The organism is Pseudoalteromonas phenolica, from assembly GCF_001444405.1.
GTDB lineage: Bacteria > Pseudomonadota > Gammaproteobacteria > Enterobacterales > Alteromonadaceae > Pseudoalteromonas > Pseudoalteromonas phenolica.
The window spans coordinates 1,645,234-1,662,118 of sequence record NZ_CP013187.1 but is presented as its reverse complement, the minus strand read 5'-3'; the positions used below and the strand labels follow the sequence as shown (position 1 = coordinate 1,662,118).

Annotated in this window: 19 protein-coding genes; 12 read left to right on the top strand and 7 right to left on the bottom strand. The window is 37.8% G+C overall.

Going from position 1 to position 16,885, the window contains the following annotated elements; genetic code table 11:
• Positions 1 to 82: 82 nt before the first annotated feature.
• Positions 83 to 733 (bottom strand): Lcl domain-containing protein, encoded by a 651-nt coding sequence (locus PP2015_RS07340; RefSeq protein WP_128724751.1) that lies wholly within the window; start codon positions 731 to 733, stop codon positions 83 to 85.
• On the bottom strand, positions 730 to 2,199 hold the full coding sequence (locus PP2015_RS07335; protein ID WP_227009176.1) for an ethylbenzene dehydrogenase-related protein: 1,470 nt from the start codon (positions 2,197 to 2,199) through the stop codon (positions 730 to 732). The genes PP2015_RS07340 and PP2015_RS07335 overlap by 4 nt, the downstream gene beginning before the upstream one ends.
• A 337-nt stretch (positions 2,200 to 2,536) precedes the next feature.
• On the opposite strand from PP2015_RS07335, the gene PP2015_RS07330 reads away from it, so the two are divergent.
• Positions 2,537 to 4,489 carry a methyl-accepting chemotaxis protein gene (locus PP2015_RS07330; protein ID WP_058029645.1) on the top strand — a complete coding sequence of 651 codons (1,953 nt, stop codon included), beginning with the start codon at positions 2,537 to 2,539 and terminating at the stop codon, positions 4,487 to 4,489.
• 28 nt (positions 4,490 to 4,517) lie between these two features.
• Here PP2015_RS07330 and PP2015_RS07325 read toward each other — a convergent pair whose 3' ends face one another.
• The gene (locus PP2015_RS07325; protein ID WP_227009177.1) at positions 4,518 to 4,910 is read right to left on the bottom strand and encodes a winged helix-turn-helix transcriptional regulator; all 393 of its coding nucleotides are present in this window, start codon (positions 4,908 to 4,910) and stop codon (positions 4,518 to 4,520) included.
• Between the two features lie 104 nt (positions 4,911 to 5,014).
• Between PP2015_RS07325 and PP2015_RS07320 the strand changes: the two genes are divergently transcribed.
• The 7 genes from PP2015_RS07320 to PP2015_RS07290 all read left to right on the top strand — a co-directional run bounded on the left by PP2015_RS07320 (position 5,015) and on the right by PP2015_RS07290 (position 8,968).
• Complete coding sequence (locus PP2015_RS07320) at positions 5,015 to 5,494, top strand: nuclear transport factor 2 family protein (protein ID WP_058029644.1); 480 nt, start codon at positions 5,015 to 5,017, stop codon at positions 5,492 to 5,494.
• A gap of 147 nt (positions 5,495 to 5,641) precedes the next feature.
• Complete coding sequence (locus PP2015_RS07315; RefSeq protein WP_058029643.1) at positions 5,642 to 5,959, top strand: heavy metal-binding domain-containing protein; 318 nt, start codon at positions 5,642 to 5,644, stop codon at positions 5,957 to 5,959.
• Entirely contained in the window at positions 5,956 to 6,468 is a 513-nt protein-coding gene (locus PP2015_RS07310; protein ID WP_058029642.1) for a GNAT family N-acetyltransferase, read from the top strand. The genes PP2015_RS07315 and PP2015_RS07310 overlap by 4 nt, the downstream gene beginning before the upstream one ends.
• Positions 6,469 to 6,594: 126 nt before the next feature.
• Complete coding sequence (locus PP2015_RS07305; RefSeq protein ID WP_058029641.1) at positions 6,595 to 7,023, top strand: hypothetical protein; 429 nt, start codon at positions 6,595 to 6,597, stop codon at positions 7,021 to 7,023.
• Positions 7,024 to 7,137: 114 nt separating this feature from the next.
• Positions 7,138 to 7,977: a DMT family transporter gene (locus PP2015_RS07300; protein WP_193330479.1), complete on the top strand. Its 840-nt coding sequence runs from the start codon at positions 7,138 to 7,140 to the stop codon at positions 7,975 to 7,977.
• 75 nt (positions 7,978 to 8,052) lie between these two features.
• On the top strand, positions 8,053 to 8,382 hold the full coding sequence (locus PP2015_RS07295; protein WP_058029640.1) for a DMT family transporter: 330 nt from the start codon (positions 8,053 to 8,055) through the stop codon (positions 8,380 to 8,382).
• 115 nt (positions 8,383 to 8,497) lie between these two features.
• A complete protein-coding gene (locus PP2015_RS07290; protein WP_058029639.1) occupies positions 8,498 to 8,968 on the top strand; it encodes a hypothetical protein in 471 nt (156 codons plus the stop codon).
• A 44-nt stretch (positions 8,969 to 9,012) separates the two neighbouring features.
• On the opposite strand, the gene PP2015_RS07285 is transcribed toward PP2015_RS07290, so the two are convergent.
• Positions 9,013 to 9,615 (bottom strand): FMN-dependent NADH-azoreductase, encoded by a 603-nt coding sequence (locus PP2015_RS07285; protein ID WP_058029638.1) that lies wholly within the window; start codon positions 9,613 to 9,615, stop codon positions 9,013 to 9,015.
• 174 nt (positions 9,616 to 9,789) lie between these two features.
• Here PP2015_RS07285 and PP2015_RS07280 point away from each other — a divergent pair, with 174 nt between their 5' ends.
• Positions 9,790 to 10,641 (top strand): pirin family protein, encoded by an 852-nt coding sequence (locus PP2015_RS07280; RefSeq protein WP_058029637.1) that lies wholly within the window; start codon positions 9,790 to 9,792, stop codon positions 10,639 to 10,641.
• Between the two features lie 45 nt (positions 10,642 to 10,686).
• Here the strand turns inward: PP2015_RS07280 and PP2015_RS07275 are convergent, their stop codons facing one another.
• Positions 10,687 to 11,739, bottom strand: a complete 1,053-nt coding sequence (locus PP2015_RS07275) for a fatty acid desaturase family protein (RefSeq protein WP_058029636.1) — start codon at positions 11,737 to 11,739, stop codon at positions 10,687 to 10,689.
• Positions 11,736 to 12,779, bottom strand: coding sequence for a flavin reductase family protein (locus PP2015_RS07270; protein ID WP_058029635.1), 1,044 nt, complete (start codon positions 12,777 to 12,779; stop codon positions 11,736 to 11,738). The genes PP2015_RS07275 and PP2015_RS07270 overlap by 4 nt, the downstream gene beginning before the upstream one ends.
• Before the next feature lie 448 nt (positions 12,780 to 13,227).
• On the opposite strand from PP2015_RS07270, the gene PP2015_RS07265 reads away from it, so the two are divergent.
• A complete protein-coding gene (locus tag PP2015_RS07265; protein ID WP_058029634.1) occupies positions 13,228 to 14,331 on the top strand; it encodes an EAL domain-containing protein in 1,104 nt (367 codons plus the stop codon).
• 91 nt (positions 14,332 to 14,422) lie between these two features.
• The gene (locus PP2015_RS07260; RefSeq protein ID WP_058029633.1) at positions 14,423 to 14,782 is read left to right on the top strand and encodes a hypothetical protein; all 360 of its coding nucleotides are present in this window, start codon (positions 14,423 to 14,425) and stop codon (positions 14,780 to 14,782) included.
• Here PP2015_RS07260 and PP2015_RS07255 read toward each other — a convergent pair.
• Positions 14,779 to 15,519 (bottom strand): type 2 periplasmic-binding domain-containing protein, encoded by a 741-nt coding sequence (locus tag PP2015_RS07255; RefSeq protein WP_058029632.1) that lies wholly within the window; start codon positions 15,517 to 15,519, stop codon positions 14,779 to 14,781. The two genes, PP2015_RS07260 and PP2015_RS07255, sit on opposite strands and share 4 nt — an antisense overlap.
• A gap of 171 nt (positions 15,520 to 15,690) precedes the next feature.
• On the opposite strand from PP2015_RS07255, the gene phnW reads away from it, so the two are divergent.
• Entirely contained in the window at positions 15,691 to 16,785 is a 1,095-nt protein-coding gene (gene phnW, locus PP2015_RS07250; protein WP_058029631.1) for a 2-aminoethylphosphonate--pyruvate transaminase, read from the top strand.
• Positions 16,786 to 16,885: the final 100 nt, after the last annotated feature.

Sequence of the window (16,885 nt, the reverse complement as noted above, 5' to 3'; positions counted from 1 at the left end):
TGATATTGCTGTTAAAAATCGTCTTAGGCCAATCCTCTTAATTAAGTGGTCTATTTTAAGGGGTGGTATTAAAAAGACGGGTTTATTGTGCATTAGCCTCCTTAATCGAATTGGGTAATTCGGAAGTTACTAACATCACAAATGCAGCATTTCTGTAGGGAAGTGTATGAAAACGCCCTTGATAAAAATCGACTGCAATCGCTCCTTTATCTAGATGGCGATAATGCCCTTCTAAAGGTTGCTCTGCGTCTTGTGTCCAATAATCGCCTGCTTTTATATGACGAAAATAATCTGTAGAAAGCATTGCTTGCTGAGGTTTATCTTGAGTTTGTAAAATTGCTTCTACTTCTTGTTGTGTCGGTAAGCGCCAGCCTGTTACTTGGCAAAGTCCGTGTTGATTGGCTTGTCGGATCAAGTCTTGAGTATCACATCGTTCAGACTCAAAATAACAATCGCCGCTATTTTTTACGCCAATTTGGTCGTTGAACCACGAATAACTCCAGTAACCATCATGAATGGATTCATCGTCCCGCTTCACTTCCCATAACAGATTTTCTTTTTCATCAAAAACACAGGCCCAAGGCCCCTTCCATGCAGTTATCAACTGACCGTCATTACTGACTTTATAAAATCTATTATCAATGGGAATACTCTGCTCACTCTGAATTAACTGCCCAGCAGCTAAGCAAACCGTAAAAAAACCAATAGAAAGTAATAATCGTTTAAGCATCATAACTTTCCTTTTTGACTGAGCGCCGAGTAATCCAATTTCAATGGTCTTTGATGACGAGTGTGTGCGATTTGTGCATGGTCAAAAGCAGCAACCCACAAACATACGCCCTGCTCTAACGCCACGTCATATTCAGAACCTGTTTTGTTCCTTCTCGCGACTTCTAATGTCCAATATCCGTCTTGCCAATGACCTTTTGCTGTGACATCGCCTCGATCTCCTTCAAAACGATTCGAACGATAAAGTACTGAGCTTAATAAAGTGCCTTCAGGGTAGGTATCTAGTAATGGTTTATAAGGTGTACTTGAGAACCAAGGCAATACTGCTTGTTCAATATGTTGGTTATCAGCTTTATACATGTGTTGATATTCAGGTAATGGCAATCGCTTAGGAGTGATTTTGTCTTTGCCGTACCAAATCCAATTCATTACATACGCACCACTTTCTTTACCATCAGCAAAGTAGCCAGCTGTGTATCGTCTATCTCCGGATTTTGCTTTTCTTGGCTTCGCTATTACATTGTCATCCATCTGTACCATGTCATTAGTGCGTAGGGCTTTCCAATGCCAAAGATCACGCACTCTGCCATCGAGTGATCCATGGTAGCCTTTGCCGTGCCAATTAGCCGGTTTGCCTTTGATAGGTGACTTTCCTAAATGCGCTGTGCCATCGCCGCCATGGTCGCAACTCTGACTAAGCAGGACTGCAAATTTATCTTCGTAATAGCGAGTTTCATTGAATGAATGGAAGCCTTGCTGCTTAACTTGCCACTGTTGATTTAATTTAACCAATGGCAGGTGGGTTAGACTTTTAGTCTCATCTTGCCAACGAAATAAGAAGTAGCTCTCGACATCGTTGCTGGCAATCTTTATTTGAACGGGTGTATAACCGTTATTGAAGTTTGCCCCGCCATAGGTGTTAATTGTTTTCCATTTGATGTTTTGCCAAAAAGGCTCTGAATCTTGCCCATCGATTGCAATAAAGTCTGAATGTTCAAGTGGTAACACCTGAAAGCCTAGAGATTTATTCTGCTCAAAAATCAATACGCCTGTACCTGCAAGCAAGCCAAAAAAAATGAGATGCCATTTAAACCTCACTAACGTTTTTATTTGGAAGAGTTTACCTACTAATTTTTTGCCTAATGTTAAGAAGTAAACGTAACTATGCAATATCAAGAAGAGTATGATCGCTATAGCACTCAGGTAATGAACGGTTGAAAGCCATACATTGGCTAAGTCTAACCATCGGGTAAAGCCCGAGATTAAACAAACAAGAAGAACAACATAACCAAACCAGTTTACTGATCGGTGATACTTATTATTTGTTGCTTTATGCTCAAACGTTAATCGATAAAGAATAAAACAGGTACTCGCTAAAGCAAGTGTAACGCCAGAATAATAGTGAACTGTGTGCATTTTACCTTGCGGCAAAACAGGGGCTAGAAATGAAAAGTGATCATACTGTAACAAACTGACTCTCAGACCTGTTATCAAGGAGAGCGTTACAGAAATCATAACGATTAAATGCAGAATAATAAAAAGGTGTCGATTGGCTCTTTTCACTTGCAAACTGTTTATCCACTTGGCTGTATCAAAATTGGAGCCACACCCTAAATGAATTTATTTACAAAAAAATTACATTTCTCTTATATTTTTATGTGTAATAATTCAATCACACCTAAACAAAATGGAATAAGTGACAAAAAAATAGTTAAATAATCGTTAACTGTTGCCAAATACCCCTAATTCCCCATAGTATTCAAATAAATCATCTACAATAAAAATAATAACCCGGGAGGTGATATTTATGAGAATGCGCCAAAAGCTGATAGCCAGCTTTGTATTAACCGTGATTGTCCCTATCTTAGCAATTTCAATTGTGAGCATTTCACAAACCAAAACCGAATCTTTAGAGCGCTTCATCGACAGCTCTAACAGTGAAATACGACAGGTCGAAAATACGTTTAACCTATTTTTTGATCAAATGAAAAATAATGCACGATTTTTAGCGCAAAGCAGCACTGTCACTTCTGTCTCAAAAAACACATCAACCTATTTTGATGCTGAAAAAATGATGGATCCGCGTTCAGCGGGAAAAGAAGAAGCTGAAATTTTTGAATTGTTTGAATCGTTCGGTCAAACCCATGAGGAGCTTCTGTTCGTATACTTAGGCACTCAATACGGTGGTTTTATTCAATACCCTGCCGAACCCTTAGGAAATTATGACCCTCGTAAGCGCCCTTGGTACAAACAAGTTACGCAAAATCCAAGTGAAGTCATTGTTACTGAGCCATATCAAGGTGTAACAGGACAGGCTATGGTGAGTGTAGCAACAGCAATTAAAAAGTCAGGGCAAACGATAGGTGTACAGTCGTTAGATGTTACCTTATCAACACTCACAGATATTGTGAGCAATATTCGTTTAGGTGAAACAGGGTATCTAATGTTACTAGATGGTCAAGGCACAGTCCTAGCCGACCCAAAAAACCCTGATAACAACTTCAAATCAATTAACAAATTGAGCTCCCCCATTTTCAATGCAATTAAAACGAACAAAGACCAACCTTTGATTAATATCGAAGCAAGCAATAAAACCATGGTTGCTCAGTTGTATCATTCTGATGAATTAAATTGGACTTTTGTCGCCATCATTGATGAAGACGAAATTCTTTCTTCAGCTTACAACATGTCTTATAGCATCAGTGTCATTGCTGTAATCATGTTAATCGTCTTTGTCATTATTGCAGTGGTGTTAGCGAATAAAATTGTCTACCCAATCGAAATGGTATCTGAAGGCTTAAAAGAAATAGCACAAGGCGAAGGTAATTTATCAAAACGCCTTAAAGTCATAGGTAACGATGAAATCAGCGAACTTGCCTCATGGTTCAACCAATTCTTAAATTCAATTAATGAATTGGTTAAAGACATTCAAAACAACGCAGCTACGTTAAATGATGAAGCGCAAAGCTCAAAATCACGTATCAGTGAGATTCGACAACGCTGCCAAACGCAACTAGACCAAGCGCAACAAGCAACACATAATACTGAATCTGTAGAAAGCATGGCCATAACCATTAGCCAAAACTGCGGTGATGCTTTAAATGCGATCGAAACGACTGATTCTCATGCTCAAAACGGTAATGATTTGATTAAGCAAACGGTTTCACAAGTTGCACAGCTTCATGGTTCTTTGGGCGAATCAGCCGGTGCTATGAGTGAGCTCGAAAAGCAATCAAATAACATCACCAATATTCTAGAAGTAATCAGAAATATCGCGGAACAGACTAACTTATTAGCACTCAATGCCGCTATCGAAGCCGCCCGAGCAGGAGAGCAAGGTCGAGGCTTTGCGGTTGTTGCCGACGAAGTAAGAACACTGGCACAACGCTCTCATGATGCGACGCAAGATATTGAAAAAGTACTAACCGAATTAATTGATCAAACGCGAAGTGTTTCTCAACAAATGACGTCCAGTGTCGCTGACTCAGAGCAAGCCATTGAATGCTCGGAACAAGCACATCAAAGCTTTGATGAAATCGCTGAATCTGTGCGGTTAGTGCAAAATTTTATTGCGCAAATTGCTGAGCAAGCAAAGCAGCAAGGTGATACAGCAAGTGAGACTAAACATACCATTTCTGGTGTAAACGATTCAGCCCAGCATGTAGGCGATGCTGCCGATAACCTCTCTGCTGGTGCAACTCAGTTAGTAGAGCTTGCAAATAGCCTCAACAGGCTCGTTGGTCGCTTTGATATAAACTAACTTAAGTGAGTGAAGCTTAATTTTAGCTTCACTCAATTCTTATACTAAAATGTTTTATTACGCTTTCTCTGTCTTGTTTTAATTTTTTAACCAGACCTTCTGGAATTTCTGTGTCGGGAGCATATTTGGCACTCCATACAATCATATCTAATAGAATTGGCAACATATCAATGCCCTTTTCTGTCAGTTTATAAAGTTTTTTCCTTTTATCCTGTTCACTCGCTCGTTTTGAAATAAGCCCTTCTTGCTCTAGCTTTTCTAAACGCGTGGATAAGATATTGGTCGCCATTTTTTCATCAGAATTTTGTAAATCTGAATAAGTTTCTTTTCCAAAAAAGAGCATGTCTCTTAAGATCAATAAGCTCCACTTATCGCCTACCAAGTCTAGTACTTTCGAAATTGGACAGTCAGAACGTTTCATAAGTTTTTTCCTCATTTCTAAATTACATTGTAATTTAACTTGCACTTTGCAAGCAAATAAATTAACTTGCATTTTGAAAGTTAAATGCACACAGAGAAATTCATATGACATCGCCTAAAATTCAACTTAATGAATTAGTAAAACCACACTGGACTGAAGACGACAATCAAAAAGCATCGCTAGCTGTAAAGTTTGTTCAGCTTCTTATGAATGATCATAACTTTGATGAAGTCTTAGCTAATTATGGTAAGAATGGTTATAAGCAACATAATCAAACCATCGCTGATGGTATCGAAGGCGTTATTTCAGCAATCAGAACACTTACAAAAAATGCCCCAGAATTTAGTTACGATGTGAAAAACATTTTTGTAGACGGCAATTATGTAATCTTGCACTCTCATGTCACTTTAAAAGCGAAACATCGCAATAACCCGAAACAAGGATTCAATATCATTGATACATGGAAAATCGAAAATAACGATCTAGTTGAACACTGGGACGCAGTGCAAGGGATCAGTTTTTCAATGCGTTTATACACCCTACTGACCGGCGGAAAAATACTAAACAAAAATGGGATCTTCTAAACACAACTCTGATTTGACATATTTTGTACGATTGTTTTAATTAAAAAACTCTTTACTGATAGTCATTATGCTTGATAACTCGATTTACTTTTTTAGCAAAAAGTGTTCTTATTTTTAAGACAAATAAAATCTTAACTTTAGGTATTTATGCTTTTTTCGACCACAGAAACCATTCCAGGAAAAGAAATAGAAAGTATCGTTGGTGTCGTAACCGGCAACGTCGTTCAAGCAAAACACATTGGCCGTGACATCATGGCTGGCTTAAAAGGCATTGTCGGCGGAGAGATCCGAGGCTACACAGAAATGCTAAGTGAAGCTCGAGACATCGCAATCGAACGTTTAGTTCAAAGTGCGACAGACAAAGGCGCAGACGCCATCGTTGGTATAAGATTTACAACCAGCACTATTATGGATGGCTCTTCTGAAATTATGGTTTTTGGTACAGCAGTTAAACTTAAGCCATGATTAATCAGCAAGACATTACTTTAAGAGATTTTGTTATTTCTGACAAAACTCGATTGATAGAAGTATTAAATCACCCTGATGTAACTCGCTACTTATCTAGCAAAATACCTTTTCCTTACAAAGAAGTGGACGCCCTCTGGTGGATCAATGAGGGAAGTCGTCAGGGTTTTGTAAAAGCAATTTGCTATCAAGGTAAATTTGTTGGCTGTATTGGCGTTAACCCTGGTGAGTTTGAATACCAGCGCGCTGGCGAATTAGGTTATTGGTTAGATAATGCGTATTGGGGAAAAGGCATTATGTCTCACGCCATCGAATTAATAACCACAGAAGTTTTCAGAACAACGCCTATTGTCAGAATTTTTGCAGCAGTATTTGAACCAAATATGCCTTCAAAGAAAGTGTTGCTTAAATCCGGATTCCACCAAGAAGCAGTTTTGAAAAGTGCGATATTTAAAGATGGCACATTTTACGATAATCACTTATTCGTAAAGTTGAAAAACCGAGATTGATTTATTTAATTCAAGATTAAGTCAACGTGTATCACTGAAACTGACAGACAGTGTAAAAATTTTATCAAAATAAAATGATGCACTTGCAGGCACTTACAAATTCACAAACATTAAAAGGATAATAAGATGAAAATAGGTAAATATTCTTTGTTCTGGCTAGGGTCTATTGTCTGCTACCTTCTGCTCACAGCAGTCGGGTTAATCGAATTTGAGTTAGCCACTTTCGCAGTCATCTCAAATCTCACAATGCTTCCTTTTTTGTTCGATTCTAAAAATGGTATAACCGAATATCAAAAACAACAAATCGTGAAAGATCCAATTAATCACCTGACTTTTAACGACAACGTATTATATATTGGGTCTGACAGCGTACCTGTAGATCAGATCCGAAAGGTTGCGCTAGATACTTGTGGAAAAACCAGTTTTTTCTCATTGCCTTATAATCAAATAAAACCCGGTGTTGTGCCGGCATTTGAATTTCCACCTGAGCAGTTTGAAGATGTGAAATCTCACTTAAAGAATGGATTACCAGCAACGGTTACTTTTATTTCTTAATTAGCACCAAGTACAGCAGTATTCATAATTTTTCAAAGATTCACAAAACAACGAAATAAACTTGATACATTAACTGTCTTATTCTGCTCGGATATGAGAAGAAAGGCCTGAATATTGAAAACATGTGTTTTGACTATAATTGCGCTTATTGCATTCGCAGGAAACTCTATATTATGCAGAATTGCTTTAGGTGATGCGCAAATAGATGCCGCAGGATTTACCGTGGCCCGTCTAATTTCTGCCGCTATCTTCTTATATTTTTTAGTTTTCTTTTATAAGCGTACTGATGAATCATCTCTCAATTATGGCAGTTGGTGGTCATCAATTATGTTGTTTATCTATGCAATTTGTTTTTCTTTTGCCTATCTCACTTTAGATACTGGCACAGGTGCATTAATACTTTTTGGTTCAGTTCAACTGTGCATGTTAACTATGTCTAAGTTATCAGGAGAGCGCTTCTCATCGCTTGCATTGATAGGCTTGTTGACTGCACTTTTCGGGTTTATCTATCTGGTATTTCCAACGTTATCAACTCCCTCTCTGATTGGGTTTGTTCTTATGTCGTTATCTGGGGTCGCATGGGGGTTATATACACTTGCAGGCAAAGGAGCAAAGCAACCAAGCGCAGAGACTTCTATGAATTTCATCAGAACTCTGCCATTAGCACTTATCGTACTGCCATTCGTTGACTTCAGCAGTGTCACAACTAAAGGCCTAATCGTAGCAATGATATCTGGCATTGTCACATCAGGTATCGGTTACATAATTTGGTATAAGGCTTTGCCTTTGTTAACAGGCATACAAGCGGCTGTCTCTCAGCTACTAGTACCAGTAATCGCTGCTATTGGTGGTTTTTTGTTTTTATCGGAGCCTATATCAACACGCCTTATAATAGCTTCAATTCTTATTTTAGGGGGCGTTTTATTAGTCTCGCTTGAGAAATCCAAAGAATAAATCACCATATTGATTTTTCGTTATTAAAGCATGCGAATACATAGTAAAATTTCGATTTTTTAAACTGGACTTCATATGGCTTGGTTATATTTAAGTATTGCTATTATTTCAGAAGTTATCGGCACACTGGCTTTAAAAGTATCAGATGGTTTTAACAATCTTACTGCAAGCGCTATTTGTGTTATTGCCTATTGTGTTGCTTTTTATTGCCTGTCTTTAGTTGTAAAGGAAGTGCCTGTTGGCGTTGCATATGCAGTTTGGTCTGGAGCAGGCATTGTCCTTGTTACAGCTTTGGGAAGTCTCTTCTTTAAACAAATGCCTAATATTCCCACTTTATTAGGTATGGCATTGATCATTTTAGGTGTCATTATCATTAATATATTTTCTAAAAATATGACTCACTAAACAAAAGTTGGTTCATCACACAATTTAGTTTCTTAGTTATGTCTTTTTAGCGCAACCATAATCTCTTCACATTTTTCAGTTAGTTTATTGATAATCTTCGAATTAGGAAAATGTTATGTTATTTACTAAGCTACTCGCAAATAGACTGTTTTTGCTTTTTATCAGCCTTGTTGTTACTGGCATCATTGGGACGTTGATGGTCCATGAACTCGAACTCATGTTTTCCGAACTTAGCCATGAAACTTTGGCCCAGCTAAAAGAAGATGAAGAAGGTATCGCGATTTTACTAGTCGGATTCGGAGTACTTTTAGAAGGCAGACATATTTTACAAAACTGGATCGCAGGCCATGAAGTAGAAGCGACTGAAACGACTCATTTATGTGAATATTATGGGTTTATTTTACTGGCTCTAGGCCTTTTCATTGAAATATTTGACCAAATCACTAACTTAATTCATAGCCCACTGGTGGTTTTTTGGACTGAAGTATTAGTTAACTATCCTATTAATCTTTATGCGATGTTCTTGTTATTCAAAATCATTGTTGCTCTAGCAAATCCACGAGCTGATGCGAAACTTGCTCATTAATAAAATTCGATAGCTGCGAGTAAGATTCGTAGCTATCGTTTAGTTTAGCTCATGCTAGATAAGACAACTTCCATTTTCTCTTTTGCATTTGCAATGCTGAGTTCTTTACTAGGCATATTCAAACCCTCAGCATAAATGAACTCAACGTCTGAGATCCCTAAAAGCGCAAAAAACGATTTAACATGTGAAGTTTGTGAATCATTATCAGTCCCTGCATAAATTCCGCCACGTGCAGCTAACACTATCACTTTTTTATTTGCTAACAGGCCAACAGGACCCTGTTCTGTGTATTTAAACGTGACACCCGCTCTGGCGATTCTATCCATCCAAGCTTTAAACTGTGAAGGCACACCAAAGTTATACATAGGTAAGCCAATAACCAGTACATCGCTTTGTTGTAATTCTTTGATCAAATTATCTGATATATCAGCCAGTGATTTTTGTTCACCGTTTCTTTGCGCTTCAGGCGTCATCCAAGCAAGCATTTCTGTTTGCTTTAAGTGTTCCAACGGCTCTTTAACTAGGTCGCGATGTTTAACTGTTAACTCGAACTTTTTTGACAATCTGTCGACAAACTCATTGCTCAAAATATAAGAATTACCAGCGTCATGATTAATTGATGTGTTAATTAGTAGAACATTTTTCATCTGTATTCACCTTAAGTCATTTCAATTTAAGTCATTTCAATAACAACAGTCTAAGCTATGCGTAAACGTTAAACAGCTATGAATTTTGAACACTCTAATCAAAATTTTTGAATAGATTAAAAGTATATTTTGCACCTATGCTTTAAATAGTTAATCATCTGATTTGAGTTACTTATGGCATTAAAATTATTCGCAACAGAACATGATATTGGTGGCCTAAACGTAAAACGTTTACTTCCCCACATGAAAAAACGCATGGTTGGGCCATTTATATTTTTCGACCACATGGGTCCGACTACTTTTTCTCAAGGTGAAGGGATTGATGTCAAACCGCATCCACACATTGGTCTCTCTACCTTGACTTATTTAGTTGAAGGCAGAATTTTACATAGAGATTCATTGGGTAATAACTTAGAAATCGCGCCTGGAGATGTAAATTGGATGACAGCAGGCACAGGTATTACCCATTCTGAAAGAGAAAGCGTCGAAACAAGAGCAAGCAAACATGCAATCAACGGCTTACAATCTTGGATTGCCTTACCTGCACACCTTGAAGATATTGCACCTGCATTTACACATGTGAAGCGAGAAGCACTGCCACAAATAGTTAAAGATGGTGTTATGACCCGTCTCATAGCGGGTAATGCCTATGGTTTAAGCTCACCAATCAAAACCTATTCAGAAATGTTTTATCTTGATGTAATTGGTGCTGCAGGTAAAACAATTGAGGTACCTAACCCAGACTTTGAAACCGCATTCTATGTTTTATATGGTCAAGTCACTATCAACGGAGAGACTATCTCACCCTATGAGCTTGTATTATTAAATGATACAGAAACAACAATTGAGTTTTCCAAAAACAGCCGTGTTATTTTACTTGGTGGAGAAAAATGGCAGCATGTGCCTTATATTCATTGGAACTTTGTATCGTTTAGTAAAGAAAAAATAGAACAAGCAAAACAAAACTGGAAAGATGGTAAATTTCCAGAGATCCCATCTGATAAACTAGAGCGTGTGGAGTATTAAAGATAAATCTCCCTCAGCCAAATTTTAACTGAGGGAGTCGCTTTTCTAAGGAAATGAATATCGAATAATACGTTTTAAGACTGAGCCGTATTGGCGCCAAAATCCGCCCGTATTGTAGTGAATACCATGCTGCTGAAAGATTTGTTGCACTTTCGGGGCTATTTCTGGGTATCGCTTCGCCGGTAAGTCTGGAAACAAATGGTGTTCTATCTGAAAGCTTAAATGCCCTGTTAAAATGTGAAACCATTTGCGGCCTTTGAGGTTTGATGAGCCCAAAGCTTGACGGTAATACCACTGCCCTTTGCTTTCATTTTTACACTCTTCTTCGGTAAAAGTATGAACATGCTCCGTAAAATGCCCGCAAAAAATAATAGTTGAAGTCCATAAGTTTCTTAATAAGTTTGCGACTAAATTACCACAAAAAACCCATAGAAAGAGCGGCCCTGCTAGAATTGGGAAAATGACATAATCTTTAACCAATTGCTTAGCCCCTTTGCTAAAGAAGCGCTTTTTAAGTTCTGCGTGTGATACTTTATTATCTCGGTTGTCTTTCTTTTTACCAAAGAAAACCCGCTCAGCCGCCATCTCATGATAAGACACGCCCCACTGAAAAAGCACGCTCAATAAAACGTAAGTAATAAACTGCCAAAGGTTTTTTACACGCCACCTGAAGTCATTCGATAACCTCAAAAGGCCATAACCAAAATCTCTGTCTTTACCGATTATATTGGTATAAGTGTGATGTTCGTAGTTATGTACCCTGTTCCAACTACTGCCATCACAAGCAATATCCCATTCATAGGCGCGAGAATTAATGAACTTGTCATTCATCCAATCGTATTGACCATGCATCACGTTATGACCAATTTCCATGTTGTCTAAGATCTTGCCGATCGCAAGACTTAAGACCCCCACTACCCACAGTAACGGCTGCCAGAATCCTAACATCAATAAAATTCTGCCGCTCCACTCAAATACTCTCTGCCAGACAATGACTTTACGAATGTAATTAGCATCATCTTGTCCCACTCTCGCCTGTGTTAGTTGTTTTACTTCATCAAGTTGCAAAGCTAACTGTTCAAAATTTATTTGTTTCATAGTTCTAACTCCAAATCTGTCACGGCTTGAGTTACACACAATTGGATCAGCTCTTCGCTATTGTCTGACAAACTGCCATCACGTATATCTCGAACAATACCTTTCTTTTTTAGGCACTGACATTGATGACAAATACCCATTCCACAGCCATACATCACAGGTTTATTGTGCGATTGAAATTCACTTAATAATGAATCTTGATTACTGACTTCTAAGTCACCATGATTGAGTTTTACTGTGAATCTTGCAGCTTCATTTAAGGATTTAGTTGGCTTAATTGCTTGAAAGTGTTCAGCTCTGAAGGGTATGTGACGTGACTTACAGAATTCCTCAGCTTCAACATACATTTCTTCTGGCCCACAAACGAGGAGCTCATCGGTGTGTTCTATTGAAACAAACTTGGAAAATGAGCCGTGTTGACTACGATTAAGTAGTTCAAAACTAAAATTAGGAAGCCTGATCAAAAATTTCTCTAAAACATCCACCATTAAATGCGAGTTAGGCTTAGCGTAATACAGTAAATGAATGTGTTTCTGCGTGTTTTCCTGTAAGTCATCCAACATTGCTATGAATGGGGTAATGCCGGAGCCACCAGCTAAAAATGTCGTATGATTGCTTTGCTCATCAAATATGAATTCTCCCATCGGCTCGGAAATATTAACCCAGCTGTTCATAGCTAACTCACCAAGATACGGAGTGAAGTTACCCTTATCATGAGTGCGGATCACCAGATCAATCAAACCCGTTTCTTTTAATTTTTTCGCCCCAGACGCAATGGTGAATACTCGAGAAATCAGCCGACCTTGTTGCTCTATTGTCAAAGAAATGTGCTGGCCAGCTGTATGAATTGGCCATTTTTTCTCTGGTTTTAGGGTTATTTTAAGTGCATTTTCGCTAAGTACTCGAATACCTTTAACCTGTGAGCGAAAAAACCCGCTTCTCCAAGCAGGCTTAATAACTTGCATCACAGGTTCAAAATAACCAGCTAAGTCTTTGTGGTGAAATAAATTGTTTGAAATAAATTGTGAGATATTTTGCATGTCTAAACCATTTTAGCTTACACGTGTACGCCCATTGAGCGAACAAGTGTAAGCTCAAAAAAATTAAATGCAAATATTTTTGAATAAATAAACTGAGCTTTGATTAGGAAATTTACTAACGTATTGATATTAATATAATAAGTGCTATTTCAAATCTGCAGCCGGAGACTTTTAGCAATAACACTGCCCACGCGTCGTGCTATTGCCAAGGTACCTACATCCACGTAGGCAAAGCAAATTTACGCGTCAATAGCTGGCCTATTGCCTGTAAATTCAACACGTTAACCTTTAAAGTAGCCGCTGGCGATAAGCTTATTTTCAAGACCTCAGGTTAATTACTCTAAAATAATGAGTTTAGTTGAGTGATTTCGTTATCAAGTCTTTCATGTGGATCTAAACTCATTATCAGTCCGTAAGTTAAGTAAGTTTTTCTTAAAGGAGACATCTGATGTACTGTGCAGATTGCGAAAAGATAGAAAGTTATTTTTACAACGAAACGTGTTTTTGGATATTCTTTCCAACATTAGAAAGTGTAAACAAGGCAATAGTTTTTTGTGGACAAAATCATTATCAAGCAGTACAAAAAGACGACAAATGTCTCGCTATCATGATTAAACATGCGCAAATAAAACGCTTCCTGTTTGGTTTATATGGTGAATTTGAGCCCTCTGAATTGGCTTGTACAAAGATAACTACAACAGACGGTAGTGAGCTTTCGATAAGTGATATGGGGAAAATCGTCACGGCAGATGTTCTAATCAACCGTTTCAACAGTACATGGATATCAGAGTCCATTGACAAAGAAAATTATGAGACTCATTTTCAGCCAATTTTTAAACTAGAAGATAATAATATAAAACCATATGCGTTCGAGGGACTTTTTAGAATAAGAGATGAGTTCAATAACATTGTGCCACCAGCCCATGTTTTTAAGCTAGCAGAGAGCTCAAATCTGCTTTATTCAATTGATTTAATTGCCAGACGCTCTGCCGTCTCTCATTTCAGCAAAGCTAAATTAGATGGCAAGCTATTCATTAATTTTGACCCCTCAAGTGTATATGATCCCTCTTATTGTTTGAGAGCCACAGCTTCAGCAATTAATGCCTTGGGCATAAAACCCGAAGATGTTGTTTTTGAGATTACAGAAACACATAGTGTTCAGGACGAGTCTGTAATGCGTGGCATTTTAAACTTCTACAGAAATGCGGGGTTCGGTGTCGCACTAGATGATATAGGCTCAGGTTGGTCAGGGTTAAATATGTTGCATAAATATCGCCCTGATTATGTAAAGATTGATATGGATTTAGTACGAGATTTGGATACCGACCCTTATAAGCAAACCATAGTTAAACATTTAGTTCATATCGCTAAAGACAATAACATCAAAGTGATCGCTGAAGGTATTGAGACTCAAGGCGAATTTGAAATATTAAAATCATTTGGTACAGATTATTATCAAGGTTTTTTGTTACAAAAACCAACGCTCGCAGAACAAACTGTCAAGTCTGAAAGAGCCAAAGAAATTGACAACATTCTAAGAGGGATCAAATAACGAGACTCAGATTTGGATTGCTAAAAGTTTAAGATTTAGCAATCCAAATACTCACCTAAAACGTACAAATTCACTCTATTTGGAGCGATACATGTACTTAGAAAAAGAAACCTTAAACCTACCTATCCCACCAGAACATGCACTCGATGAGAGGCAAAAAGATCTTTTTCATAAAAACCCTAAAAAGTTTTTTGAAACCGTCGATTTTATTCATGCATCTATTAAATATATGGTCGATAATCATATAGAAAAAATCAACATCACTAATAAGCAAACTATATTTGTATATGATGATGGCGATCAAGAATTTTGGATTGAATGTAACAAAAATAGGAAAAATTTTAAGTTTCAGCTTATAGAGCCATCCCCCATTCTTCTTGAAGATGATGAGTACATTACCATATGCAAACTTGCTCATTTGGTAAGGCAAGATCAATTAAGATCATTCTAGTACTTATTGTAATATGCCTTATCATCAATTTGCTGTAGCTCATTCCATATTGATTCTGTCAAGTCAGGATAAAACGAATAAAACTGATGGCTGAATACCAGATAACCATATGTCTCTATTATTGGATGCTTGTTTTCAATAAACCCGCTTGGAAGCGTTTTATTATTGCAATCCCCCAAAGTAGTGCCTACTCGACCGCTGAATAATAGGTCATGAGCTTTCCTAACCGAGACTGTTTCGTATATCTGAAAGCCCTTCTTTTTCAAATCATCTACCAATGAGTAACCTCTAGGAATCGCAATCCCTTGTGGAAGATCCATTTTAAGGGTCTTTCCATCCCACTCTAATGGCAAATTCTTCTTATGAATGAAACAAGTCGCACTTGTTGATACAGATTTATTAGGGTCTAAATCTCCACTTTGATTTTTAGGGTATTTCGCGAAGCCTTCTCGACCAGTTGAATGACGAGCAATTAAAGCATCAACTTTGCCTAGTTTTAAGTCATTCAAGCAGCGTTTCCAGGGCTCACGGATAAACTCAACTTTAATATTTTCTACTTTGCGATCAAGTGCTTGAATAATTTCAATTGCTGCACCGGGTCTTTCTGAAGGCACTATAACGCCTTCGCCACGATAATGCGGCAAAAGCTCTTTGCTCTCATAGCAAAACTTGAGCGTAGTTGCTTGAGCGCTCGTGCAAGCAATTACACAGATTAAAAGCAAAAATCGTTGGAGCATATAATTTTTCAAACTTAATCAATTATTATAATTTTAGTCTTATATTTCATAATGAACAGTTATTTTTAACCCGATAAGTTCAGTTAGTCTATCGCAAACTGTCATAATTTCATCATCAAAATATCATAAAAAATGTGCTCTAATTACTGGTATAGACCAGATGGAGTTTTTATGAAAAATAACTATTTATTACTTACCCCAGGGCCCCTCAGTACATCCAAAACAGTAAAAGAAGCCATGTTACAAGATTGGTGTACTTGGGACGACGATTACAACCTAGAGGTTGTTGAAAAAATTAGAACTCAATTATGTTCTCTTGCAGGTAGCACTGAATTATTAACTGCCACTTTAATGCAAGGCAGTGGCACAGCGTCGGTTGAAGCGGCTCTAGGGACTTTTACCTCTAGAAAAGACACCTTACTTGTTATTAACAATGGTGCTTATGGTGCACGTATTAATCAAATCTCAGACTATCTCAACATCAATTTCATTAGTCTAGACTTTGCAGAGACCCACTATCCTGACATTGACCTAATTGAGCAAACGCTTCAAGAAAACCCACACATTAGCCATGTTGCTATGGTTCATTGCGAAACGACAACAGGCATGCTTAATCCATTGGAAGCAGTTGCCGAGCTTGTGACTCGCTACAACAAAACGTTTATTCTTGATGCAATGAGTAGTTTCGGTGGTATTCCCATTGATATGATAAAGCTAGGAGTTGATGTTTTAATTAGCTCTTCAAATAAGTGCATTCAGGGTGTCCCTGGCTTTGGTTTTGTGATCTGCAAAGACTCTTTGATTTCACAGTGTCAAGGTAATGCCCGTTCACTTTCTCTAGATCTGTATGAACAATGGCAGACTATGGAGCAAAACAGAGGTAAATGGCGTTTTACTTCACCTACACACGTAGTGAGAGCATTTTCTCAAGCACTGATTGAACTTGAAAGTGAAGGTGGTATTGCAGCAAGGTATAACCGCTATAAATCGAACCAATCGTTACTTGTCAATGGTATGAAAGAACTGGGCTTTGAGACACTTTTGCCCGCTCTTTTTCATTCACCAATAATTACCTCGTTTTATTCACCTAACGAACCTGAATATGACTTTAAACAATTTTATGAAAGGCTAAAGTCGCTTGGCTACGTTATCTATCCAGGAAAAGTTTCAGACGCTGATTGCTTTAGAATAGGCAACATTGGTGAAGTGTATCAAAAAGACATAGAAGGCTTACTTCAAGCCGTTTATGAAGCGAAATACTGGTAGTCTTTATTATCTTTAATTGAAAAATTTCCCGGAAAGTAAAGCAAAAGCATATTTATAAATAATCAATCGCTTTTGCTTTTTTCGTTATCCAAAATCTTCC

Excerpts from the sequence above, each read along its gene's own strand:
- PP2015_RS07340 (WP_128724751.1), bottom strand. The coding sequence starts at position 733 with ATGATGCTTAAACGATTATTACTTTCTATTGGTTTTTTTACGGTTTGC.
- PP2015_RS07330 (WP_058029645.1), top strand. The coding sequence starts at position 2,537 with ATGAGAATGCGCCAAAAGCTGATAGCCAGCTTTGTATTAACCGTGATT.
- PP2015_RS07325 (WP_227009177.1), bottom strand. The coding sequence starts at position 4,910 with ATGAAACGTTCTGACTGTCCAATTTCGAAAGTACTAGACTTGGTAGGC.
- PP2015_RS07320 (WP_058029644.1), top strand. The coding sequence starts at position 5,015 with ATGACATCGCCTAAAATTCAACTTAATGAATTAGTAAAACCACACTGG.
- PP2015_RS07315 (WP_058029643.1), top strand. The coding sequence starts at position 5,642 with ATGCTTTTTTCGACCACAGAAACCATTCCAGGAAAAGAAATAGAAAGT.
- PP2015_RS07310 (WP_058029642.1), top strand. The coding sequence starts at position 5,956 with ATGATTAATCAGCAAGACATTACTTTAAGAGATTTTGTTATTTCTGAC.
- PP2015_RS07305 (WP_058029641.1), top strand. The coding sequence starts at position 6,595 with ATGAAAATAGGTAAATATTCTTTGTTCTGGCTAGGGTCTATTGTCTGC.
- PP2015_RS07295 (WP_058029640.1), top strand. The coding sequence starts at position 8,053 with ATGGCTTGGTTATATTTAAGTATTGCTATTATTTCAGAAGTTATCGGC.
- PP2015_RS07290 (WP_058029639.1), top strand. The coding sequence starts at position 8,498 with ATGTTATTTACTAAGCTACTCGCAAATAGACTGTTTTTGCTTTTTATC.
- PP2015_RS07285 (WP_058029638.1), bottom strand. The coding sequence starts at position 9,615 with ATGAAAAATGTTCTACTAATTAACACATCAATTAATCATGACGCTGGT.
- PP2015_RS07280 (WP_058029637.1), top strand. The coding sequence starts at position 9,790 with ATGGCATTAAAATTATTCGCAACAGAACATGATATTGGTGGCCTAAAC.
- PP2015_RS07275 (WP_058029636.1), bottom strand. The coding sequence starts at position 11,739 with ATGAAACAAATAAATTTTGAACAGTTAGCTTTGCAACTTGATGAAGTA.
- PP2015_RS07270 (WP_058029635.1), bottom strand. The coding sequence starts at position 12,779 with ATGCAAAATATCTCACAATTTATTTCAAACAATTTATTTCACCACAAA.
- PP2015_RS07265 (WP_058029634.1), top strand. The coding sequence starts at position 13,228 with ATGTACTGTGCAGATTGCGAAAAGATAGAAAGTTATTTTTACAACGAA.
- PP2015_RS07260 (WP_058029633.1), top strand. The coding sequence starts at position 14,423 with ATGTACTTAGAAAAAGAAACCTTAAACCTACCTATCCCACCAGAACAT.
- PP2015_RS07255 (WP_058029632.1), bottom strand. The coding sequence starts at position 15,519 with ATGCTCCAACGATTTTTGCTTTTAATCTGTGTAATTGCTTGCACGAGC.
- phnW (WP_058029631.1), top strand. The coding sequence starts at position 15,691 with ATGAAAAATAACTATTTATTACTTACCCCAGGGCCCCTCAGTACATCC.